This window comes from Mycobacterium sp. SMC-21 (assembly GCF_045310825.1).
Lineage (GTDB): Bacteria > Actinomycetota > Actinomycetes > Mycobacteriales > Mycobacteriaceae > Mycobacterium.
This window is the reverse complement of the sequence record NZ_JBJIAO010000014.1, coordinates 104,519-127,102: the sequence shown is the minus strand read 5'-3', so window position 1 is coordinate 127,102 and position 22,584 is coordinate 104,519. Positions and strand designations below refer to the sequence as shown.

The window sequence follows — 22,584 nt, the reverse complement described above, 5'->3', positions numbered from 1 at the left end:
TTCATCTTCGAGAGACCTCGACCCCTATCCCGGCAACGACGCGCCGATGACCTCTACACCCTCAACTGCGAAGAGCCACAAATCTATGCTCGGCCAATCGTGAAAAGACGGGGTGGTTTCCATTTTCTGCGGACGGCATCTTCTTTTGCGGGTGCGGCATCGAGGCGGCGGTCGACCATTGTCGATGCCGCCATCGAGGACACCGATCACGCCAAGTTCGAAGCAAAACGCAAGGGCGGCAACGCCCATCGCGATGGCAGGGAAGGTACATGCTGAGGCTCTCGCGTCGTTTGGCTCGCTACGTGACGGGGATCAGTGCTTTATGCCGATGAGGAGGCGATCGCACCACTATGGAAGGGCAAACGCTTTCCGATGGAAGCGTGCACCGCGCCGACAAGGCGATGTACCGCGCGCGCCGAGCAAGCTGAGAATGGCCTACGTTTCCCGCCGCATACCTACAACCTGCGTTCGGGCGGCGTAGAGGAATGACGCGGGTCTGCGTCGGATCGGTGCCGAGGGGTGGCCGAATGTACCGACAAGAATCGGGTTTCGCCCGAACCTGTCGCTTTGGCCTGATACATGGCGGCATCGGCCTGGCGTAGAAGATCGGTGGGCGTTGTTGGCCGGGTCGGGTCGACGCCGGCAACGCCGATACTGGCGCTGACGGCGATGGTGTGCTCATCGGTGACGATTGGGTTCTCGAGGGCGTGGTGCAGCCGCCGAGCGATCTGCTGAAGGTCTGCGGCGCTGGCTGGTGCAGCGACGAGCACCACGAATTCGTCGCCGCCGACACGGGCGAGGGTGTCGGTCGCGCGGATCGCCCCCTGGAGACGCTCAGCGCAGGCTTGCAACACCACATCGCCAACGTGGTGCCCCAGCGAGTCATTAATCCGTTTGAGTTGATCGATGTCGATGAACATCAGCGCCGCCAGATGAGGGTGGTCGCTGGGCGTCATGGCCGCAGTGATCATCGCCAGGGCGCGGCCACGATTGGGTAGCCCGGTGAGCGTGTCGTGGTGCGCCGCGCGGCGCAGATGCAGATTGGTCAGGTGCTCGGTGGTGACGTCAGTGAGCGACATGACAATCGGCGAACGTTCGGGTTCATCGGGGTTGAGCAAGGTTGTGGTGAACGAAATCCAGGATTGATGGCCATCGTCGCGACGCAGGCCGAGAACCTGCGCGTAGACGGGCTGCCCGGTGCGCAAGGTGATGTTGGCCGGCCGCTGCGGGGCAGGCACCATGTTTCCCTCGGTGTCGAAACCGGGTAGTCCAGCGCGCGCTCAGCATGTGTACTAGGAAAGCGTCCGCCCCCGGGTCCGCGGATGCGGATGGCGGCCGGATTGATGGAGGCGATGGTGCCGTCACGATTGATGACCACGATGCCGCGGTCCAGCGATGTCACCACCGACTGATAGTGCTGTGTGGTATCGAGCGCGTCGGCGCGGTCGGTGCAGATGAGGATGTACCCGGTGTCGACCGCTGCGACAGAGACACGCACCGCCACAGGCCCTCCTGTCAACGTGTATCAGGTGAGGTCGCGGGCACGTCCCTCTGCGGCGATGGCAACCACATCGAGTTCGACGCCGAGCGCGTCGCGGATCAGCTGCCCGAGGGAGTCGGCGACTGATCGCCCGAACAGCCGCTCGGCAGCGATGTTCCATCCGGTGATCAGGCCGTCGACGGTGGCGGTGATGATGGCCTCCGGCGCATGCCGGACATGCAGTTCGTGGTTAATTGTATTGCTGTGCAACACTATTGGCGTGGTCACCGCTCGCAGCACCGTCTGATGGGCGGGGCGACCTTCCCACGGGGTGGCTACCGTGGTGGCTTCGATGTCGAGCGTGGTTCCATCGCAGCGCAGCAAAACCGACATCACTGGTGCCGATGCCTGGCCTGAGTCGCCGGGAGCGGTCAAGGCGCTCAAAATTGCTGCGGGATGCACAAAGTCGGTGATGAGCGCCAACCATCTGCCCCGTCGACTCGGCCATCGTCAAACTCGCCGCCGCGGCGTTGGCGTACACTACACGTCCACGATCGTGCACCAGGACGGCGTAAGGGCTGGTCTCGCTGAGGCTCCGGAAGCTGGCTGCCGATGCACCGACTGACACATTCCACGAGGTACCAGAATCGTGCCCCGTCGCATGATTGTTATGCATGCGTCACGCTCCCATCGGGGCCGACAGACACTGCCCGACGACAGTCGGGACGACCCCTGCCAAGCCTCTCTGCAATGATCGGGCGGTCTTGAGCGTCTGCGCATACCGCTGCGCCGCCGAGTCGGCGAAGTACTTCCCTGCCATGCATCAGTCCCGTCAGCCGGTGCGCGAACACCGTTCCCCGCGTCGCGCCGTCGCGCGACAAACCCCACCAACCACCTGCGAAAAATGACTGGCGCTAGCACTTCTAGCAAATCACTGATGCAGTGCTAATTCAACTTCTGGGCGCAAAGAAGTCGCAAAGAAGTTCTGATCGCGCGCCGACGACCGATCGCGCCATTCACTACCACCCGCCGGGTCATCCCAACATCATCGGCGGTCTTGAACACGTATTACTGACGAATATCCGCGAACTGCACTTGACGCATCCGCGAGAAGACGACTCCTCCCGGAGGTGCGGCCACAACTCCGAGAGGACCACTGACGAGTGTCGAACAGAAATTAACTGTGAATGATATGAGCTAAGTTATTAGCCGATACTCCTACCTAGCGGACCATGCTCACCTATGCGGACCGGTGATCGAACGCTTTTTGGTCAACGGCCCCGCCGCGGCGGGCTCTTGTCCGCGACGCGAACGCCAGGCTCTGCGTTTCAGCCGGGCGGGGTCGGGTCGCTGAATCTGTCCGCTAAGGCCGCGCGCACTGGCGAGGGGACGGTCGGCGCGAACCGTCGCAGGTAAGCCTCGACCCAGGCCGGCGAGGTGTTGAGAAAAGCGAAGTCACTGCCCACCATGTGCCGTATCGCGAGGAGCGGAACGGGCGACTGCAGCGGACGGAAGTCGGCATTCCAGAGACCGCGCTCGGTGCAGCCGTCATAGAACTGGCCGACCATGAGGCCGGCGTCAACGAATTCGGGTTTGAGTGCCTGTTGCACCGCATCGATGACGGCGACGTCGGTCAGATCGGGGAACACGATGAACACCGCCTTGAGCAGGCTCTCGGGGCCATCAGCCGGCTCCAGCTCCAGGAATGTGTCACGCAGTGTGTGCAGCTCAGCTACCAACTTGGAGAATGCCGGTAGTTCGCTGTGCACCGCGGTAATCCACAGCATGTCCTGATCCAACGAGGCGCGGGCAAAAGGGCACACCGGTCCCGCCCGCCCCAGGTCCCTATGCGGTTCCATGAGGTACTCACGAATCCAACCGCGCAGCAGGTGAGCAAATTCTGACGTTTCGTTGTCGGAATCGTCGCCGTCAGATAATTTGCAAAGACCGTCAAGCAGGGTGACCGCCATGTGCACAATCTCCCTGTCTCTGCTAACCGCCGCAGCTGTCGCGATATCCCCGTGGAGGGTGAAAACACCCATGTCAGTGCCCACCGAACGTCGAATCGCGATCGTATATGAACCCGACTCGGTCCCGCTGCTCATACTCACAGAGACGGCGACACGAAACGGGATTCACCTCGTCTGGTTAGCCGGTCAGACCGACGCACGAATACTCAGACGATTCGGAAGCGTTGTCATTACCGACGGCAGTTCCACCGAGAAGGTGACCGCGCAGCTCACACTACACGATGTCGTCGGCGTCACCACATTTGCCGACTCACGCATCGAGCATGCCGCCGCCCTGGCACGGAATATTGGTTTGCCAGCAAACCATGCCTGCACAGCACGGCTACTCGTCGACAAAATCGCCCAACGCCACGCACTGGCCGATGCCGGCGTACCCGGACCCGGGTTTGTCGGCATCGACAGCCCGGCCAGGGCAACCAGCGCCGACGAACTACTCAAGAAGCTGACCTACCCGGTCGTGGTGAAACCGGCGTCGGGGCACGGGGGCCGCGACACCATCTGCATTCCCGATTTCCCGGCGCTGGCAGCAGAATTGGCAATCCGATGCCACGCCAACCCATGGCGACCGACCATCATCGAAGAACTCCTCGGTGACTTCCCACCAACCGATCGCGGCGGCGTCGGCGACTACGTCTCGGTTGAAGTGGTGGTGGACAACGGGCTGCCCTCGGTCCTCGCAATCACCGGCCGCATGCCCCTAGCCGAACCATTCCGAGAAACCGGCGCCTTCCTCCCGGCGATACTGAGCCCAGTCGAGCGACACGACGTCGCAGACGTGGCGCTAAAGGCAGCACTAGCACTCGACGTGCAATGCGGCTGCCTACACATCGAGATCAAACTGACCACGACCGGGCCCCACATCATCGAAGTGAACGGGAGAGTTCCCGGCGGCGGCATCACCGACCTGGTTGCCGCACAAACCGGCATCGACCTTTTTGAATGCGCGCTGAACTCGGCCGCCGGACAGATCGTCGACCGGAGGCCGGGCAACGCAGCCGGGGTCCATTACCAGTTGGCCCTCCAGCCGCCGATCGGCCAACGAGTCCGACTACGACCGGATTGGTCGGCACAGTTGCGCACCGTCGCCGGCATCGAACACGTTGCGCTACGGTCAATGACCGCCGAAGTCGACCTGCGCGACGGCTCCTACGGCTACCTGCTGATGGCACGTGGCTGCGCCGACGACCACGAGGGCTTGCTAGAAACCCACCGGCGTCTGAACACCCTGTTGCTCAACGACTGATACCACTCACGAGACAGGACATCAATGACAGAATTGCACGCGCGAGTGCGCGCGCACCTGGCCGCTGCCGCGGTGACGCACCGGGTGCACGATCACGCCGCCCTGCCCGGCCCCATCTCATCGCCGACGGACTTCGCAGCCGCGCTGGGCTACCCCGTGGACCGGATTATGAAAACGCTGATCTGCCACGAACACTCCACGGGCAGACTGATCGCCGTCACCTGCCCGGTGAACATTCGGGTAGACCTCAAACGTGTTGCCACCGAACTCGGTTGCAGCAGAATCGAAGTCGCCAGCAGCGTGCAATTAGAAGCGACTACCGGCTACCCCCGACTCGGGGTATCACCACTGGGCCTGGACCCCAGTTTCATCGTCGTCATCGCGCAACACACGCTGACCTATGACACCGTTCTGGTCGGTGGCGGAGCAGCCGGAATCGAAATCGAACTCGCCCCCCGCGACTTACAACGCACCACTGACGCAGTTCCCGTCGATCTCCGATAGCGTCCCACCGCACGCGGGTACGAATACGGGCGGCACAGCCGTGCTGGCGAACTCTAATTTCTGATCGTTCTCAGCGTGTCTTCAGGTCGTGGCTCCTACGGTCGGGAGGTATATGCCCGGCGTAGCGCCACACCTGACCGAAGGCAAGCATGTTGCCTCGGCCGCCGGTCATTCACACGACCAGAAAGGACAACGCCGTGAGCCGAGAAGGAGAAATGGTCTTTCTCGATGATGTGTTGGTCCAGCATGCTGGACGGCTGCGGCAAAACACTGGGTTGTCGATCCGAACCGACCTGCAGCCGACCTACGTGGTGGGTGACGCTACGACATTGAACCGGGCGGTCACTGCGCTGGTCGAACATGCACGTTGCAACGCCGTATCGGCGATCGAGCTTGAGGTGTACCGCCGAGATGCTCAGGCGGTCATCATCATCCGCGACGACGGCCCCCATATCGCGGTCGCCGACACCGGCCGGATGTCGTCAAAGTGCAACTCCGGTCTGGAGTTGGCTGCTCGGATCATCGCCACTCACGGCGGGACACTTGCCTTGGGTGAACGCGGCGCGTGCACCAATGCAGTGAGCGTGCGGTTGCCGTCCACGCGGCAATCTCTGTTCAATTCGCCTGCACCGAAATGGATTTCGGATGGGCAATGACATCGCGCGCCGCCGAGGACGCACGCTGTGACATCGCTGCCGGAGACGGCAGTGAATGATGGAGCGATGTGGGTCGGTCGTGGGTGGGTCTCGCTGAGGGGCCTGCAAGGCCAGGGCGCCGAGTGAGCCGCCGCGTGGCGCTGAGGGATTTCGCAGGCCGGTGGCGTGGCTGGTTCGGCGGCATTGCGGTCCGCTCAGCGCTGGTGGCCGCGGCGGTGGTGCTGGCCGGCCTCGTGATCGTGGGGTCGGCCTCGACGCTGTTGCTGTACCGGATGATGTGCGCCGACGTGGACAACGCAGCGGAGGCCCGCGCCCAGGCGGTGGCCGATGTGCTGCGCAAGGAACCACCCGATGAGGTGGAATCGGTATTGATGCACACCGATCACCGGATCGTGGCCGTGCAGATCGCCGACGCCGCCGGCACCGTGGTGGAGCGATCCGACAGCGCACCGCAGACCCCGTTGATTCCTGTGCCGCACGAAGGTGCCCAGGTCGGGGTGCTGGCAACCGATGACGACGACGTGCGCGTCAGCACAATCACAGTGGCATCCCGCAAGGGGCGGCAGTACACGGTACTTGTGGGCGGGGGCATCGAGCCGATCGAGCAGATGATCGGCACTGCCGGGCAGATGCTGGCGATCACGGCGCCGGTTGTGGCTGTGGTGGCCGGAGTCGTCACATACCTGCTGGTGCGCCGGTCGTTGCGGTCCGTGGAGGCCATCCGGTCGCGAGTGTCGGCGATCAGTGCCTTCGATCTGGGCGAGCGGGTCCCCGTCGGTCGCAGGTCGGATGAGATTTCCGCGCTGGCGGTGACCATGAACGACATGCTGGCCCGCATCGAGGCCGGCCATGCCGCGCAACGACGGTTTGTCGGGGACGCATCCCACGAGCTGCGGAGCCCGCTGGCAACGGTGGTGTCCGCGTTGGAGATCGGAGCCACCCACCCCGATCTCCTCGACAGAACGCTGCTGACCAACGCATTGTTGCCGGAAGCACGCCGGATGCAGACCCTGGTGGAGAACCTGCTCCTACTGGCGCGCGCCGATGAACGCGGCTTGCCGCTGCGTCGTGTCGAGACCGATCTCGACGATCTGGCGACTGCGGAGGCGGCACGACTCAAACGGGAAACGACGTTGCGAATAGTCTCCGATCTTTCGGCGGTAAAGGCCAGCGTCGATCCGGACGGGTTCGTGCGATTGTTGCGCAACCTGGCCGACAACGCGGCCCGCCATGCCACCAGCGAGGTGACCATCGTCGTGCGCGCCGAGGGTGACAACGCCGTCGTGCAGGTGATCGATGACGGCCCGGGAATCCCTGCCGCCGCACGGGACAAGGTTTTCGAGCGGTTCTTCCGGCTGGACGCCGACCGATCCCGGCGTGGTGGTGGTACCGGGTTGGGGTTGGCGATCGTCTCCGAGATCGTGGCCGCCCACGATGGCTCGGTCAGCATCGAGGACCGACGCTCTGGCGCAGGAACCGTGGTGACGGTTCAGTTGCCGCTTGCCGGTTCGCCGGATTCGAGCCGGTAGCCTGCGCCACGGAGCGTGGTGATCGCCTCCGAGCCGATCTTGCGTCTCAGATAGCCGACATAGACTTCCACCACGTTGTCGGGGCCGTCGTAGTGACTGTCCCAGACGTTGTGCAGGATCTGGGTTTTTGTGAGGACAGTGTCCTTGTGGCGCAACAGGTATGCCAGGAGCGCGAATTCTCGCGGTGTCAGCGAGACGTCCTCGCCACCCCGGTGCACGGTCCGGCGCGCGGGGTCCAGTGAAATGTCGCCGGCAGTCAGCACGACGGGACGCTGCGGTGCGCCGCGGCGAATCAAGGCCCGCAAGCGCGCGGTGAGCACCATGAACGAAAAGGGTTTGGTCAAATAGTCGTCTGCGCCCAGATCAAAGGCGTCGGTCTGGTCGTAGTCGCCGTCCTTGGCGGTCAGCATCAGCACCGGCGTCCAAATGTGTGCGGCGCGCATCTTGCGCAAGACCTCGTAGCCGTTGAGACCCGGCAGCATGATGTCGAGCACGATGACGTCGAACTGCTCGTGGGTGGCCTGCCAGAGGCCCTCGGCACCATCGGCCACCGCGACCACGACGAACCCTTCGGCGCGCAGCCCAGCGGTGATCGTCTCGGCCAGCATGGGCTCGTCTTCGACCAGCAGCACTCTCACCTGCGTAGCCTGGCACAGACTGAGGCGGCGGCCATAAATTGGCCGGCTACATCCCCTGGACGAGTGCGCTGTCGTAGTGCCCGCCGTTCGACAGAGCCGGTGCGTTCTGGGCGCGCTCCTGGGCCTCGTGGACCGACATCGTCGCCGCCACCAGCATCAGGGCTCCGACCATCAGGTTGATTGCTTCTCGCCGGGCTGTCATGTCCATCAACACCTTTCACGGGATTCCAGCTGATCGAAGCCGAGCAGCTGTCGGGTATGCCACCAGACTGACAGCAGGTCGCTGTGAGGACGCTGAGCGCGAACAGGCCTGAAGACCCGCGCACACGTTTCAAACGCAAAACTGCTGAAAAGCCCACCGCCACAGTCTGCTTCAGTGAACGGCACCTGGCTCAGCGGCCGTGATGAGCGGCCGCAGCCGGGTCCTGGCGGCGCGTTCCACCAGCCGGCTCAGCACCGGCCGGGCGACGAGATATCCGGAAACGCTCAGGGTCGCACCCAGAACGAGACCGGCAACGACGTCTTGGGGGTAATGCGCACCGACATAGACGCGAGCCAATGCCATGGCCACTGCCGCGATGGCGGCGATGACGCCGAGTCGTCGATTCACCAGCCAGACCCCGGCAGCGACGGCCCCGGCCATCATCGCGTGGTCACTGGGGAAGCCACCGTCGGTGTTGCAATGCAAGACGACGATGTGGGGCAGCGCATTACAGGGACGGGTGGCATTGATGGTATCGGCGATCGGCTGGTTGATGGCCACCGCTGCCAGCACACCCAAAGGCGCCCATACCGCCGCTGCCATCGCACTGGGGTTGTTGGTTCTGCGGGCGATCCACCATCCAGCGAGGAGAAAGCTGGCGAACAGTACAACACCGTCTTCGGCGTATCCGGCCACGACCGGGTGCAGCCACGGGGTGTCCCGGGCGAAATTGTTGATGTAGTAAAAGATTCGGGTATCGAGGTCCATCGCGGCCTTGTCGTTCTGAGTTGCGAATGACTGAAGGAATCAGCGCAGACTGTTCAAAAGCGTTGTCAGAGATTGTTTTTCGTCGTCAACGCTTGGGCTGCTGGATCGGACGGACTTGAGTGCTGCGTCGATTTCCCGGTCCAGCGCCGTCCAGGCGCTGGAGTCGATGGCCTGCAGCCGGTCCTGGTCGTGGTCCCATGCGGTTTCGAGGTCGGTGATCCGCGCTCGGGCGCCGGATTGGTCTCCAGCATCGACCTTTGCCAGCGTGTCTTGGGTGACGTTGCGGAAGTGCGCAATATCGGTCGCCGGGAAGGCACCGACCTTGCCGGGCACCAGAGGCGCGGCCGCCGCGGTCGGCGCGGGCCCTTCCTCGCTGTCGGTGACGGGGCCATGCGGCTGAATCGAGGCCCATTGCAGCAGGGCGCCGGCCGCCAAGACCACGACGGCGTAGTAACCGACGGTGCTCACCGCCGATAGCGTGCGCTTCGGCGCGGGGGCCGCCGCCTGATCGTCGACCTCGATCACATCGATGCGGGTCCAGGTCAGATAGCCGACAGCAGCGGCGATCGCGGCGAGGAAGATTCCACTGGTCAGGCCGTATCCGAGGCCGAGACCGTGTGCGCTGCGCGGTGTGGCAAGCCAGTCGCCGAGGTTGGCGCCCAGCGGGCGGGTCAAGATGTACGCCAGCCAGAACGACAACACGGAGTTGACCCCGACGCGCCAGCCGATGGTCACCGCGGCGATGAGGGTGACCGGGAGCAGTACCGATACCCCGGCACTCCACCCGGTCAGGGTCAAGGTCCAGTCGCCGGCGGCGGTGCCGAGCGCGAAGGTGACCAGGACAGCGAGCCAGTAGAACAGCTCCCGCGGTCGCGTTGTGATGCTGTGGATCGACAGTGTCCGCTCCCGGGCGAACCACACCGCGAACACCACCGCCAGAGTGACAGTGAAGACGGCTGTGCTCGTGGCCATCGGGACGGCAAGGGCGTCGGTGAGCAGATCGGTGTAGAGGGTGCCGGTGACGCTGAGGACCACGACCGTCAGCCAGTAGACGACAGGGACGTAGCGCGGCAATCGCAGCTGGGCCCCCATGACCAGGGCCAGTACGGCGGTGAACAGCACCGCGGTGGCACCGAGACCCACACCGAGACCTTGGTTGATCCAGTCGGCGAAGCTCTCTCCGACCGTGGTGCACAGCACCTTGATCAGCCAGAACCAGATGGTGACTTCGGGAACCTTGCTCGCAGTCACGCGCTTCACGATCGTTGAGGGGCGGGCAGCACCGGTCATGCCTGCGGAAGGTAGTCACCGCTTGCTGAACTGACGCTGAGAACGAAGGGGCCTGTCGTCGGTCCTACAGGTGGACCAGGTGAACACCCACGTGCGGAGCTTCCCCGCGGCTCACTTGCAAAGGCCGGCAATCTTCGTGCTGACAGCTTCGCCGGCTTTCAACCGACCCGCCTGCGCCGGGTCGGCCCCGCCGATCCCGGCCTGCCCGTACATCGAAATATCCTGCAGGTCAACGGCAAACTCGCGAATCGCGGCCGTGAGGTCCGCCGGCGTGGCCCGGTCCAGATGCGTCTGCAAGTACTGAGCACCACTGCTCATGGCCAAACGCGAGACTGCTGTGACCGCCGTAACCGCAACCGGCTCAGAGCCGAGTTCGGTGTGCGTCTGTAGCGCCACCGCCGTGCGCACGGTGGTGAAGGCGGCACACGCGCGAGCCTTCGCGTCGGCGACTTGTTGCTCGGTGGGCTCTGGGACCGATGGCGACGACTGATGTGGTGGCGACACCAGCGCCCAGACCGCAACCCCTAGCGCGATGACCGCGATTCCGAGCGATGCGGGCGCCAACCACTTCGGTTGCAGATCTACCGCAACGGGCTGACGCGAGATTGACGGCGCTTCAGGGTCAGTCTCCGGCATACGCGCGATGGTAGAGCAACAACTGTCCGAATATCGGCGGTTGGACGAAGCCCAGGCAGGAACCGGTTCATTCGAGTCGAGGCCAGCATTCAGCTACCAGAGGGTGGCCGCAGTGACTGCGATCCATGCGGGCGGCGACTTGGTCGGAGTACAAGCCCGACCCAATCGCGGCGAAGTTGGAGCCATCGAAGTACCGAGCCATCTCCAGCAGAATCTCGCAACTCCGCCGGGAAGGCCCAGTGCGCCAAACCAATTCGGCCGTTGAGAGCAGACACCCATGCCCTACGGGTCGCGGCGGGTGACCACCACGAGCGCCAGCATGAACACCGCCGCCGCAACTGCGGCGAAGTAGAGGGCCGCGCCGGCCGGTCCCCACCACAACGAGAACGTCTGGAACCAGGGGGTCCTGGTGAAGGTGTACGCGTTCCCGAAGGGCAGCCACGGTCCCACCCGTGCGCCGACCTGAGGAAGCGCGCCGAGCACCGGTTCCACGACGAACGGCATCAACAACACCACCGCGACCACTGCCGCCGCGTGCCGCAACAACCCGCCCAGACCGACCGCCAGCACCGCGCCCAGCACGGCATACAGCGACATCGTGCCGATCGCACGCCAGACCTCCGCGTTCGAGAAGGACAACTCCTCGGCCTGCTCTGCGGTCACCAACGACGCCGCGAACGCGATCGAGCCCGCCACCATGACCGCGGTGACGACCGCGGAAAGCGCCGCCGTCACGAGCGCTTTCGCTGCCAGTGCCCACGCTCGGTTGGGGGTGGCCAGGAACGTCGTGCGGATCATGCCGGAGCGGTACTCCCCGGTGATCGACATCGCGGACAGGATCATCAGCACCGGCACACCGAAGACGCTGACGCCGATGGCCGCCCGCTCGGGCTTGAGCACCCCGTGCGGACCCAGTGCCGCCGCCTGTATCGCGGCGAACCCCAGACCCACCACCGCAACTGTCAGGATGAGCCAGATCGGCGACCGCGTGGTCTGCAGCTTGATCCGCTCGGCGTTGATCGTCATGGCGCACCCACCGCCCGGTAGTCGACGGCGTCGTCGGTCAGTCGCATGTACGCTTCCTCCAACGAGGCCTGCTGGGCGGCCAATTCGTGCAGCACGATTCCGTGACCGGCAGCCAACTCCCCCACCTGCTCCGTCGAGATTCCGCGAACCAGCAGCACGCCGTCCGCCAATTGCGCCGACGCATCCTGCGCCGTCAGCAACTCATGAAGACGCTCCAGCTGCGGGCTGCGGACCCGAATGGTGTCGCTCCCGGAGCTGGTCAGGAACTCCGCCATGGTGCTCGAGCTGATCAACTGTCCCCGCCCGATCACCAGCAGCCGGTCCGCTGTGTTCGCCATCTCGGCAAGCAGATGACTGGACACCAACACCGTCCGGCCCTCAGATGCCAAGTCGCGCATGAGCGTCCGAATCCACCTGATGCCCTCGGGGTCCAGCCCGTTCACCGGTTCGTCGAACAGCAGCACTTCGGGATCACCCAACAGCGCCACGGCGATGCCCAACCGCTGCGACATCCCGAGCGAGAACGTGCCGGCCTGTTTACCCGCGACATCGGTCAATCCGACGATGTTCAGTACTTCATCGACACGGGCCTTCGGCAGCTTGTTGCTGGCGGCCAGCCACCGAAGGTGAGCGCGCGCCGTGCGATTGGGATGCACCTGACGGGCATCGAGCAGCGCACCGACGCTGCGCAGCGGATGCTTCAGCTCGTGATAGGTCTTGCCCAGCACCGTCGCGATGCCGGAGGTCGGCCTGTCCAGCCCGACGATCATGCGCATCGTGGTGGATTTACCGGCGCCGTTCGGCCCGAGGAAACCGGTGACGAAACCGGGCTCGACGGAACAGGTCAAATCATCGACGGCGCGTTTGCGCCCGAAAACCTTTGTCAATCCCGTCAGCTGGATCATCGCCGGACAACCCCCTTGCCTGATGGCAGCGCCATCAGGCGCACGATACGCGTTCGATCACCATCTGCGCGACGGCGCGCATACCCGCGGCGTTCGGGTGCAGCGGGGCCACCCGGCCCGGCAGTGGCAGATGAAACGCCGTGGTCCAGGGATCGGCCGACCACGCATGGTGCGCACGGCTGGCAGCTGCGACCGGCACCAGTTCACATCCGGCCGCCGCGGCCGCGGCGGCCGTCAGCTCGGCCAGCCGGGCGGCGACGTGCCGGCCCAGCTCGGCATCGGCCGCACCGATCGGTGGTGCGGGCACTCCCGCCGGCGGCAGCAGCGTCAGGTAATCGACGAACAGCACCCGGGCCCGCGGCGCACGTCGACGCACCTCTCGCCCAACGGTTTTCAACGACTCACCCACGACGTCAAGGGCCTGGTCCCGTTCCGCCGGGTCGAGCAGGCCGCGCAGCCGCCCGCCGACGACGGGCACCGACCGCAAGAACCGCGGCAGGCAGGCCGCCCCGAGCATCAGCACATAGCCGGCGTCGTTGCCGCCGATGGTGATGGTGACCAACGACTCGGATCCGTCGAGCGCGTCCACCTGCGGCGGCTCACCGAACTGCCGCTCGGTGAGCACGTGGGCGGTGGTGGAACCCGAAAAGGTCACGTCGACAAGGTCGTAACCGAGCTGCTCGGCGACGAGATGCGGGTAGTTGACCGCCGACCGGCCGGATCGCTTCGGCGCGCCGGGCGCGCCCGGCGCGATGCCGGGCCCGGCGGCCATCGAACTACCGAGGGCGACATACCGCGTCGTCATAGCGCGGGGCTGGATGCCTGCGCCCAGAACCGCTTGGGCACGCGGCCCGCCCGCGAGGCCAGCCGACCCGCGGTGACCGCCGCCGCCATGGCGGCGGCCATCATCGGCGGATCCGAGGCCCGGGTCACCGCCGTCGCGAGAAGCACTGCGTCACAACCCAGTTCCATGGCCAATGCGGCATCGCTGGCCGTGCCGATGCCGGCGTCGAGCACCACCGGCACGCCGGCGGCCGCGACGATCATCTCGATGTTGTGCGGGTTGGAGATGCCCAGCCCCGTGCCGATCGGCGCGCCCAACGGCATCACCGCCGCGCAGCCGGTGTCCTCCAGCCGGCGCGCCAACACCGGGTCGTCGTTGGTGTAGGGCAGGACGACGAAGCCGTCATCCACCAATTGCTCTGCGGCGCGGACCAACTCGATGGCGTCCGGCAACAGGGTGCGCTCGTCGGCGATCACCTCGAGTTTCACCCAGTTGGTCTGCAGCGCCTCGCGCGCCAGTTGCGCCGTCAGCACCGCTTCGGCCGCGCCGCGACAGCCGGCGGTGTTGGGCAGCGCGGCGATGCCGAGCTTGTTCAGCAGATCGAGTACACCGGTGCCGGTTTCGGCGTCGATGCGCCGCATCGCGACAGTGGTCAGCTCGGTACCCGAGGCGACGAGTGCCTCCTCCAGGATCGAAAGATTCGCCGCACCGCCGGTGCCCATGATGAGCCGCGAACCGAACTCCCGGTCGGCGATGCGCAGGACATCGGCCGACGTACAGACCTCAGCCACCTTGCACCGCCGTCACGACCTCGATCTTGGCGCCCTCGGCCACGACGTCGTCCCATTCCGACCGGGGCAGCACCGTCCAGTCGACCGCGACGGCGATGCCCTTGTCCGGAAAGCCCAGGGTGCCAATCAATTCGGCGACCGTGGTGCCTTCGCGAATCTCCACGCTCTCATCGTTGACTGTGATCAGCACAGTGCCACCTTCTCTCTCGCATCGCCCTTCAACAGGTCCGAAATCCGTTGTGCGGTCCAGGCGGCCAGCAGAAAGCCGTTCCTCCCGTGACCGGTGGCCGCCAGGGTGCGGTCATCGAGCCAGCCCACGATCGGCAGGCCGTCCGGGGTCATCGGCCGCAGTCCCGCAGCACATTCGGCAAGTTCGTATTCGCCGAGGGCAGGTATCACCGCACAGGCGTCATCGAGAAGGTCGCGCACTCCGGATACCGCCGGCGCGGTGTCCCGGCCGTGCTCGTACTGGGTGGCGCCTACCACCACACCGTCGGCACGCGGCACCAGATACACCTGCCGACCGTGCACCCGAGCGCGAATCACCCGCTGCGGCACCGGCATACAGCCCTTGCGCCACCGTAGCCGCAGTATCTCGCCCTTCACCGGACGCACCGGCAGCCCGGGCCACAGTGCCGGCGCGTCGATCCCGTTGGCCAGCACGGTGACATCGGCGTCGCGCGTCTTGTCGAGGGAATCGACCGGTCCGGCCCATTGCACACCCAGGCGGTCGCAGTGCGCGATCAGCCCCTCGACCACGAGGCGGTTGTCGACGGCCAGTTCGGTCTCCGCCCGGAAGCCGTGCCGAATCCCCTGCGCCAGCAACGGTTCGATGTCACGGGCCGCGGTGGTGACCGTGACGGGATGCCCCTGCGCCGCCAGCCACTCGGCGACCGTACGGACGTCGGCCGCGTCTGCCCGGTCGACCGCCACCACGAGCGAGTCGCGGGCCGTCACCACGTCGTCAGGCAGGCCGTCGAGGAAGCCGTCATGCCACAACGCCAGCGAGTCCAGCCCCACCTGCAACTGGTCCTGCTCACCCGGCCAGCCCTCGGAGTGCGGCGCGAGCATGCCGCCGGCGACCCAGGAGGCGCCACGCGCCTCGGTCCGGTGCACGCGCACCGACCACCCGTCCAGCGCCGCGCGCCGGGCCACGGCCAGACCGATGACGCCGCCGCCGATTACCGCCATGCCAGCCGGCACGATGATTCCTCTCCCTTCGCCGGCATGATCCGGATCAGGTGTGACGGTAAGGGTAGGACGACCCCACTCTCAGCCCCCGGTCCCGGGACTCCCGTGTGTGCGGCGTCCACGGTAGTCGCTACCGTCGCGCTGTGTCTAAAGCCTTCGAGCGTCTGCAGTCCGCGTCCCTGTACCTGTGCACCGACGCCCGCCGGGAGCGCGGTGACCTGGCCGAGTTCGCCGACGCGGCACTCGCCGGTGGCGTGGACATCATCCAGTTGCGGGACAAGGGCTCGGCCGGTGAAGCACAGTTCGGTCCGCTCGAGGCCAAGCAGGAGCTCGAAGCGCTGGAGGTGCTGGCCGACGCGGCCAGGCGGCACGGCGCGCTGTTCGCGGTGAACGACCGGGCCGACATCGCCCGCGGCGCCCACGCCGACGTGCTGCACCTCGGCCAGGACGATCTGCCGCTGGCCCTCGCCCGCGACATCGTCGGGCCGGATCCGCTGTTCGGCCGCTCGACGCATGACGAGCAGCAGCTGGCCGTCTCGGTGACCGAGGACGTCGACTACTTCTGCGTCGGCCCGTGCTGGCCGACGCCGACCAAGCCGGGCCGCACCGCGCCGGGCTTGGAACTGGTCCGCGCGGCGGCCGCGACGGGTACCGACAAACCCTGGTTCGCCATCGGCGGCATCGACCTGGCGCGGGCCCCCGAGGTGGTGGCCGCCGGTGCGCGGCGCATCGTCGTGGTCCGGGCGATCACCGCGGCCGAGGATCCGGCCGCGGCAGCGCAGGCACTCAAGCAGGCCCTGCCTACGAACTGAGCGGGATACTCGCCGTCACGCTGCGCAGCTGTTCCCAGCTGGCGGCGAATCCGGGATGCAGCGGCAGCGACGCGACGTCGTCCTCGGAGACCCACCGCAGCTCGACGCTCTCGCGGTTGGGCACCGTCGCGAGTTGTTCGGGTGCGTCGGCGATCACCGTGGTGTACGTCCACACCTCGCCCATCGCGATCGCGGTGACCACGGTCGTCCGGACCGTCAGCTGCTCGGCCAGCAGGCCGGCCTCCTCGTAGGCCTCGCGGACGGCGGCCTCCTCGACGGTCTCGTGGCTGTCGCGCGCCCCACCGGGCAGTGCCCAGGTGCCGCCTTGATGGCTCCATGGCGCGCGGTACTGCAGCAGCACCGCCGCTCCGCCGCCCGGCTGCGGCGCCCGCAGCAGAAGTCCGGCCGCACCATGGCGACCCCAGAAGTGGGAGCCGTCAGCCGCGAGCACCCATCCGTCACCGTCGCCCTGCACGAATCCCACAATAGGGAACGTCGCGAAAGATTTGGGGGACCGGGCCGACCGGTAATCCACCCCCTACGCGCCGCAAGCTCTTAGACTTCTATTAAACGAGTTCGGCAGGGCCAACGGGTCAGGAAAGTTGAGGTCGGCGCACACGTGACGGTGGAGTTGGCGCACCCTTCGACCGAGCCGGTGGTATCTCGGTCCCCCGGGACTCCCGCGCACACTCGATGGTGGTTCATGTGGACCACCCCCGGCCGCATCCTCCTGATCGGGTTGATGCTCGCCAGCCTGGTCCTCGCGTGTGCCTTCGCCACCTCGACCACGATCCACGCCCGCCAGCAGGCCCTGACCACCGTGCTCGACCACACCGAGCCGCTGGCGTTCGCGGCCGGCCAGCTCTACACCACGCTGTCAGTCGCCGATGCCGCCGCCGCGACCGCCTTCATCGCCGGCTCGGAGCCGGTGGATCTGCGGCAGCGCTACGAGCAGGCCATCACGGACGCCGCCGTCGCCGTCACGGCCGCGTCCAGTGGCATCACCGACGAGCCCATGGTCAAGGTGCTCGGGCACATCAATGCCGAGCTGGCGGTCTACACCGGCCTGGTGGAGACCGCGCGGACCAACAACCGCGCCGGCAACCCGGTGGGTTCGTCGTACCTGTCCGAGGCGTCATGGCTCATGCAGACCCAGATCCTGCCCGACGCCCAGCGGCTCTACGAGAACACCTCGGCACGGGTGAACTCGGAGACGAGCGGCTCGTCGCAGGTGCCCGCCCCCGTGATCCTGGTGGTCGCGGCGACGCTGATGTTCGGCTTCTTCTCGAACCGCTGGCTGGCCCAGCACACCCGCCGGCGCGTCAACATCGGTTTCGTCGCCGGCGGCATGGCGGTACTGATCATGATCATCTGGATCGGCGCGACGCTCATCATCTCGACCACCGACACCCGGCATGCCCGCAACGCGGCAGCGTCGCTGCAAACTGTGACGAGCATGGCCATCACCGCACAGCAGGCGCGGGCGGACGAGACGCTGTCGCTGATCCGGCGGGGCGACGAGAGCGTCCGCAAGCAGTCGTACTACCACCGCATCGACGCCCTCCAGCAGCAGCTCGGGGATTACATGCGTCGCCCCGATGCGATCGGCAAGAAGGACCTGGACGGCGCCGATCAGTTGATCCGCCGGTGGCGTGCCGCCGACGACCGGATCAACGCCTACATCTCGACCGGCAACTACCAGTCCGCCACCCAGGTGGCGCTGGGTACCAGCGAAGACGATTCGACGCCGGCGTTCGACAAGCTCGACGAAGCGCTCTCCAAGGCCATCGACGAAAGCCGCAAGCAGCTGCGCAGCGACATCCTGAACGGACGCCAGGCGCTGTCCGGGGCGACGGTCGGTGCGGCCGCGTTGAGCTTCGCCGCGGCACTCGCGGTGGCGCTCGGGCTGTGGCCGAGGTTGAGTGAATACCGATGAGTTTCACGATGCGTTCTCGGTTGGTCCCGGCGATGGTCGCGGTGTTGGTGGCCGCCGGCTGCGGCGAGGCCCCGCCGCCCGTCGCGCCGCAGAGCATCACCATCGCGCCGCCGACACCCGCGGGCATGGAGGTGCAGTCCGCCGTGCCGGAGCTCGGCCCGGAGGACAAGTCCGACTGCACCGCAAGCCTGCGGCCGTTCCCGACGCCCGAGGCCGCCGCGGCGGCCGTCACCAACATCAAGGACCGCGGCCGGCTGATCGTCGGGCTCGACATCGGCAGCAACCTGTTCGCGTTCCGCGACCCCATCACGGGGCAGATCACCGGATTCGACGTCGACATCGCCGGGGAGGTGGCCCGCGACATCTTCGGCACCCCGTCACAGGTCGAGTACCGCATCCTGTCCGACAACGACCGGATCTCGGCGCTGCAGCACAATCTCGTCGACATCGTGGTGAAGACCATGAGCATCACGTGCGACCGGCGCAAGCTCGTCAACTTCTCAGCCGAGTACTTCTCCGCCAAGCAACGGATCCTCGCCACCCGCGACTCCGACGTCCGCAGGCCCGCGGACCTGTCGGGCAAGCGGGTCTGCGTCGTGAAGGCCACCACCTCGAAGGCACGCCTGCAGCGCATCACCCCGCCGCCGGTCCTCGTGGAAGCGGTCACCTGGGCGGACTGCCTGGTGGCGTTGCAGCAGCGGCAGGCCGACGCGGTGTCGACCGATGACGCGATCCTGGCCGGTCTGGTGGCGCAGGACCCGTACCTGCACATCGTCGGCCCCAACATGGCCGAGGAGCCGTACGGCATCGGAATCAACCTCAACAACACCGGTCTCGTGCGGTTCGTCAACGGGACGTTGGAGCGGATTCGCCGCGACGGCACGTGGAACACGTTGTACCGCAAGTGGTTGACCGTGCTCGGCTCGACGCCGAACCCACCCGTACCGAGGTACAGCGACTGATGCCCGACAGCGAAGCGACGACAGGCCCCGTTGAGGCGGGCCCGGTGGATGCGGGTCCGGTGGACGCGGGTCCCGACACCGACCCCGGCACCCAGGCCGTCGAGGTGACGTGGGATTCGCTGGCCACGATGCGGCCGATGGGCACGCAAGCCGTGTTCCGGCCACTGTTCGACGACTCGATGAGCATCCCGGTGCCGGTTCCGCCCGAACGGGATTCCGCGCCGACCGGCCTCGTCACCGCGACCACCCGGGTCTCGCCCATCCGGCGCCTGGGCGGCGGCCTGGTCGAGGTGCCGCGGGTGGTGGACCAGGATCCGCTCGCCGCGTTGATGACCGATCCCGTGGTGGCCGAGGCCAAACGGTTCTGCTGGTCCTGCGGCAAGCCCGTCGGCCGCTCCGAGAACGGCGAACCCGGCCGGTCCGAAGGCTCCTGCCCACACTGCGGCGCCGCGTATTCGTTTCTGCCACAACTGAGTCCGGGCACCATGGTGGCCGACCAGTACGAGGTCAAAGGCTGCATCGCACACGGCGGGCTGGGCTGGATTTACCTTGCCCTGGACACCAACGTCAACAACCGCCCGGTGGTGCTCAAAGGCCTGGTGCACTCGGGCGACGCCGAGGCGCAGGCCATCGCGATGGCCGAGCGACAGTTCCTCGCGGAGGTCACCCACCCGGCGATCGTGAAGATCTTCAACTTCGTCGAGCACGCCGACAAGCACGGTGACCCGGTGGGCTACATCGTGATGGAGTACGTCGGCGGCACGTCGCTGAAACAGGCCAAAGGCGCCAAACTGCCGGTGGCCCAGGCCATCGCGTACATGCTGGAGATCCTGCCCGCACTGGGCTACCTGCATTCGATCGGACTGGTCTACAACGACCTCAAGCCCGAGAACATCATGCTCACCGAGGAGCAGCTCAAACTCATCGACCTGGGCGCGGTATCGCGCATCAACTCGTTCGGGTTCCTTTACGGCACACCGGGTTACCAGGCGCCGGAGATCGTCCGGACCGGACCGACGATCGTCACCGACATCTACACCGTCGGCCGCACCCTCGCGGCCCTGACGCTGAACCTCAAGACCGACAAGGGCCGCTACGTCGACGGGCTCCCCGAGGACGATCCGATTCTGCTGCAATACGATTCGTTCGCCCGGTTGCTGCGCCGCACGATCGACCCCGACCCACGCCGGCGGTTCGGCAGCGCCGAGGAGATGTCCGGGCAGCTGCTCGGCGTGCTGCGCGAGGTCGTCGCCCAGGACACCGGGACGCCGCGGCCGGGTCTGTCGTCGGTGTTCAGCCCGTCGCGGTCGACGTTCGGCGTCAACATGCTGGTGGCCCACACCGACGTGTACATCGACGGACAGCAGCACACCGAAAAGATCACGGCCCCAGAGATTGTCCGGGCGCTGCAGGTGCCGCTGGTCGACCCGGCCGACGTCGGTGCGGCCGTGCTGTCGGCCAGCCTGCTGAGCCAGCCGGTGCAGACCCTGGATTCGCTGCGCGCTGCCCGCGAGGGCTCCCTCGACTCGGAAGGGGTGGACCTGTCCACCTCGGTCGAGCTGCCCCTGATGGAGGTGCGTGCCCTGCTCGACCTCGGCGACGTGGCGAAAGCCAACCGGAAGCTGGAGAACCTGGCCGACCGGATCGGCTGGCACTGGCGGCTGGTGTGGTTCCGCGCCGTGGGCGAACTGTTGTCCGGCAACTACGAGTCCGCGACGAAGGATTTCACCGAGGTGCTCAACACGTTGCCGGGTGAACTCGCTCCGAAGGTGGCGTTGGCGGCCACCGCCGAACTGTCCGGATCGGAAGCCGAACGGGCGTTCTATCAGACGGTGTGGAACACCGACAACGGCATCATCTCAGCCGGTTTCGGCCAGGCCCGGGTGCAGGCGCTGGCCGGCGACCGCGAGGCCGCGGTGCACACCCTGGACGAAGTTCCGGCCACCTCAAGGCATTTCACCACCGCACGGCTGACCAGCGCCGTCACGCTGCTGTCGGCGCCGACCACCGCAGAGATCACCGAACGCCAAATCCGTGATGCCGCCAGGCGCGTGGAGGCGTTGCCGGAAACCGAACCGCGCGTGCTGCAGATCCGGACACTGGTCCTCGGCACGGCTCTGGACTGGCTGGCCGACCACACCGCCAGCACCAATCACATCCTCGGTTTCCCGTTCACCGAACACGGTCTCCGTCTGGGTGTGGAGGCCTCCCTGCGCGGGCTGGCCCGCGTGGCTCCGACCAAGGCGCACCGCTACGCGCTGGTGGATCTGGCCAACAACGTGCGGCCGATCAGTACGTTCTAGGGAGTGAGCCACGCGGCGGAGTGATCGGGCGCCGGGTCAGCGGTAACGGTCACGCAGCTGCGGATCGTTCTGCCACCAGAGTCCGCTCGACGGCGCCTCGAGTTCCGGCTCGGGAGCGTCCAATTCGGCATCGACCTCCGCCGCCTTGCGCCGTTCGTCAGAACCCAGGGCGCGCATCAGCAGCAGGATGAACGGCACGCCGACGACGTCGCCCAGAATCCACAGGATTCCGGCACCGTAGCTCTGGTCCTGGCGGATGGTCGGTCCGAAGTCGCGGTGCAGGCCGGCGTAGTAGTCGTAGGCGATCACCGGGCCCAGCCACAACACCAGTCCGAGAATGCCGTCACCGAGCCCCTCGGCCACGCTGATCCCGATGGACAGCAGCGGCGGGTAGCGGTGCGGCACGAGGTCGACCTGCAGGCGGGCATAGAAGTAGCCGAACCCGAGGCCCAGCAGGACAATTCGCGTCAGCGACGCCAGCGGACCGGTCATCGACGCGACGTACCACGGCGTCAGGTACAGCAGCCACGGCGTCACCAGCATCAGCACCGAGGTCACCGGCGGTGACAGGAGTACGCGCGCGACAACGGAATTCAGCACCGGGTCGAGCACTGCGCCCACCATCGACACCGGCCGGCTCAGTGCCAGGAAGAACGGCACCACGTACAGCAGGAGCAGGACCTGCAGCGCACGTACCCAGAACAACAACGGCGCGTAGACCGCGACGGCGCCGAGGGTCGCCACCGCCCAGACCGCGATGGCGATACCGAGGCACCACCGCTGAGCACGCGACATGCGCCCGCGCAGCCCGACCAGCGCGCTGACGCCGAGCAGCGTCAGCACCACGGCGACGGGGTCGAACGTCCCGGTCAGTAAGGGCACGAGCGCAAGCTACGCC

At 66.4% G+C, this 22,584-nt stretch carries 25 protein-coding genes, 1 pseudogene and 1 riboswitch; of the genes and pseudogenes, 9 read left to right on the top strand and 17 right to left on the bottom strand.

Annotated elements, in window-relative coordinates; translation table 11 throughout:
* On the top strand, positions 1-276 hold a 276-nt coding region (locus ACJH6H_RS16145; protein ID WP_406775274.1), incomplete at its 5' end, for a hypothetical protein.
* Positions 277-455: 179 nt separating this feature from the next.
* Here the strand turns inward: ACJH6H_RS16145 and ACJH6H_RS16140 are convergent.
* From ACJH6H_RS16140 to ACJH6H_RS16125, 4 genes and pseudogenes are all read right to left on the bottom strand, one after another.
* On the bottom strand, positions 456-1,205 hold the full coding sequence (locus ACJH6H_RS16140) for a GGDEF domain-containing protein (protein WP_163692956.1): 750 nt from the start codon (positions 1,203-1,205) through the stop codon (positions 456-458).
* Between the two features lie 320 nt (positions 1,206-1,525).
* Complete coding sequence (locus ACJH6H_RS16135) at positions 1,526-1,963, bottom strand: PAS domain-containing protein (protein ID WP_131808858.1); 438 nt, start codon at positions 1,961-1,963, stop codon at positions 1,526-1,528.
* Positions 1,964-1,991: 28 nt separating this feature from the next.
* Positions 1,992-2,156: pseudogene (locus ACJH6H_RS16130) on the bottom strand (PAS domain-containing protein); the annotation flags it as partial.
* Positions 2,157-2,808: 652 nt separating this feature from the next.
* On the bottom strand, positions 2,809-3,450 hold the full coding sequence (locus ACJH6H_RS16125; RefSeq protein ID WP_064860949.1) for a DUF6875 domain-containing protein: 642 nt from the start codon (positions 3,448-3,450) through the stop codon (positions 2,809-2,811).
* A 70-nt stretch (positions 3,451-3,520) separates the two neighbouring features.
* On the opposite strand from ACJH6H_RS16125, the gene ACJH6H_RS16120 reads away from it, so the two are divergent.
* The 4 genes from ACJH6H_RS16120 to ACJH6H_RS16105 all read left to right on the top strand — a co-directional run bounded on the left by ACJH6H_RS16120 (position 3,521) and on the right by ACJH6H_RS16105 (position 7,442).
* A complete protein-coding gene (locus ACJH6H_RS16120; protein ID WP_073694771.1) occupies positions 3,521-4,753 on the top strand; it encodes an acetyl-CoA carboxylase biotin carboxylase subunit family protein in 1,233 nt (410 codons plus the stop codon).
* Positions 4,754-4,798: 45 nt separating this feature from the next.
* Positions 4,799-5,257: an aminoacyl-tRNA deacylase gene (locus ACJH6H_RS16115; RefSeq protein ID WP_061003612.1), complete on the top strand. Its 459-nt coding sequence runs from the start codon at positions 4,799-4,801 to the stop codon at positions 5,255-5,257.
* Between the two features lie 197 nt (positions 5,258-5,454).
* A complete protein-coding gene (locus tag ACJH6H_RS16110) occupies positions 5,455-5,913 on the top strand; it encodes a hypothetical protein (RefSeq protein WP_138250719.1) in 459 nt (152 codons plus the stop codon).
* Between the two features lie 140 nt (positions 5,914-6,053).
* A complete protein-coding gene (locus ACJH6H_RS16105) occupies positions 6,054-7,442 on the top strand; it encodes a HAMP domain-containing sensor histidine kinase (protein WP_276555120.1) in 1,389 nt (462 codons plus the stop codon).
* On the opposite strand, the gene ACJH6H_RS16100 is transcribed toward ACJH6H_RS16105, so the two are convergent.
* The 11 genes from ACJH6H_RS16100 to thiO all read right to left on the bottom strand — a co-directional run bounded on the left by ACJH6H_RS16100 (position 7,403) and on the right by thiO (position 15,673).
* On the bottom strand, positions 7,403-8,080 hold the full coding sequence (locus tag ACJH6H_RS16100; RefSeq protein WP_061003619.1) for a response regulator transcription factor: 678 nt from the start codon (positions 8,078-8,080) through the stop codon (positions 7,403-7,405). The genes ACJH6H_RS16105 and ACJH6H_RS16100 overlap by 40 nt on opposite strands.
* 46 nt (positions 8,081-8,126) lie before the next feature.
* Entirely contained in the window at positions 8,127-8,282 is a 156-nt protein-coding gene (locus tag ACJH6H_RS16095; RefSeq protein ID WP_165605570.1) for a hypothetical protein, read from the bottom strand.
* 171 nt (positions 8,283-8,453) lie between these two features.
* Positions 8,454-9,050 (bottom strand): phosphatase PAP2 family protein, encoded by a 597-nt coding sequence (locus tag ACJH6H_RS16090; protein WP_406775273.1) that lies wholly within the window; start codon positions 9,048-9,050, stop codon positions 8,454-8,456.
* A gap of 39 nt (positions 9,051-9,089) precedes the next feature.
* Entirely contained in the window at positions 9,090-10,340 is a 1,251-nt protein-coding gene (locus ACJH6H_RS16085; RefSeq protein WP_061003623.1) for a hypothetical protein, read from the bottom strand.
* 111 nt (positions 10,341-10,451) lie between these two features.
* Positions 10,452-10,976, bottom strand: a complete 525-nt coding sequence (locus ACJH6H_RS16080; protein WP_234785282.1) for a hypothetical protein — start codon at positions 10,974-10,976, stop codon at positions 10,452-10,454.
* A 282-nt stretch (positions 10,977-11,258) separates the two neighbouring features.
* Positions 11,259-12,002 carry an ABC transporter permease gene (locus ACJH6H_RS16075; RefSeq protein ID WP_061009317.1) on the bottom strand — a complete coding sequence of 248 codons (744 nt, stop codon included), beginning with the start codon at positions 12,000-12,002 and terminating at the stop codon, positions 11,259-11,261.
* Entirely contained in the window at positions 11,999-12,907 is a 909-nt protein-coding gene (locus ACJH6H_RS16070; protein WP_061003627.1) for an ATP-binding cassette domain-containing protein, read from the bottom strand. Before ACJH6H_RS16070 ends, ACJH6H_RS16075 begins: the two co-directional genes overlap by 4 nt.
* A gap of 34 nt (positions 12,908-12,941) precedes the next feature.
* Positions 12,942-13,712, bottom strand: coding sequence for an SGNH/GDSL hydrolase family protein (locus ACJH6H_RS16065; RefSeq protein ID WP_260936700.1), 771 nt, complete (start codon positions 13,710-13,712; stop codon positions 12,942-12,944).
* The gene (locus ACJH6H_RS16060; RefSeq protein ID WP_256370123.1) at positions 13,709-14,452 is read right to left on the bottom strand and encodes a thiazole synthase; all 744 of its coding nucleotides are present in this window, start codon (positions 14,450-14,452) and stop codon (positions 13,709-13,711) included. The genes ACJH6H_RS16065 and ACJH6H_RS16060 overlap by 4 nt, the downstream gene beginning before the upstream one ends.
* Positions 14,453-14,474: 22 nt before the next feature.
* Positions 14,475-14,672 (bottom strand): sulfur carrier protein ThiS, encoded by a 198-nt coding sequence (thiS, locus tag ACJH6H_RS16055; RefSeq protein ID WP_064860070.1) that lies wholly within the window; start codon positions 14,670-14,672, stop codon positions 14,475-14,477.
* Positions 14,666-15,673: a glycine oxidase ThiO gene (thiO, locus tag ACJH6H_RS16050; RefSeq protein ID WP_276555117.1), complete on the bottom strand. Its 1,008-nt coding sequence runs from the start codon at positions 15,671-15,673 to the stop codon at positions 14,666-14,668. Before thiO ends, thiS begins: the two co-directional genes overlap by 7 nt.
* Positions 15,674-15,679: 6 nt before the next feature.
* A riboswitch (TPP riboswitch) is annotated at positions 15,680-15,790 on the bottom strand.
* 26 nt (positions 15,791-15,816) lie between these two features.
* Here thiO and thiE point away from each other — a divergent pair.
* Entirely contained in the window at positions 15,817-16,485 is a 669-nt protein-coding gene (thiE, locus tag ACJH6H_RS16045; protein ID WP_064860069.1) for a thiamine phosphate synthase, read from the top strand.
* Here thiE and ACJH6H_RS16040 read toward each other — a convergent pair.
* Positions 16,475-16,960 (bottom strand): NUDIX hydrolase, encoded by a 486-nt coding sequence (locus ACJH6H_RS16040; RefSeq protein WP_174557639.1) that lies wholly within the window; start codon positions 16,958-16,960, stop codon positions 16,475-16,477. The two genes, thiE and ACJH6H_RS16040, sit on opposite strands and share 11 nt — an antisense overlap.
* 144 nt (positions 16,961-17,104) lie before the next feature.
* On the opposite strand from ACJH6H_RS16040, the gene glnX reads away from it, so the two are divergent.
* The 3 genes from glnX to ACJH6H_RS16025 all read left to right on the top strand — a co-directional run bounded on the left by glnX (position 17,105) and on the right by ACJH6H_RS16025 (position 21,686).
* Positions 17,105-18,421: a protein kinase G-activating protein GlnX gene (gene glnX / locus ACJH6H_RS16035; RefSeq protein WP_061003639.1), complete on the top strand. Its 1,317-nt coding sequence runs from the start codon at positions 17,105-17,107 to the stop codon at positions 18,419-18,421.
* An 8-nt stretch (positions 18,422-18,429) separates the two neighbouring features.
* The gene (locus tag ACJH6H_RS16030) at positions 18,430-19,383 is read left to right on the top strand and encodes a glutamate ABC transporter substrate-binding protein (protein WP_061003644.1); all 954 of its coding nucleotides are present in this window, start codon (positions 18,430-18,432) and stop codon (positions 19,381-19,383) included.
* 128 nt (positions 19,384-19,511) lie between these two features.
* Complete coding sequence (locus ACJH6H_RS16025) at positions 19,512-21,686, top strand: serine/threonine-protein kinase PknG (RefSeq protein WP_406775280.1); 2,175 nt, start codon at positions 19,512-19,514, stop codon at positions 21,684-21,686.
* A gap of 36 nt (positions 21,687-21,722) precedes the next feature.
* Here the strand turns inward: ACJH6H_RS16025 and ACJH6H_RS16020 are convergent, their stop codons facing one another.
* Positions 21,723-22,532, bottom strand: coding sequence for a cytochrome c oxidase assembly protein (locus tag ACJH6H_RS16020; RefSeq protein ID WP_406775279.1), 810 nt, complete (start codon positions 22,530-22,532; stop codon positions 21,723-21,725).
* Positions 22,533-22,584 lie beyond the last annotated feature (52 nt).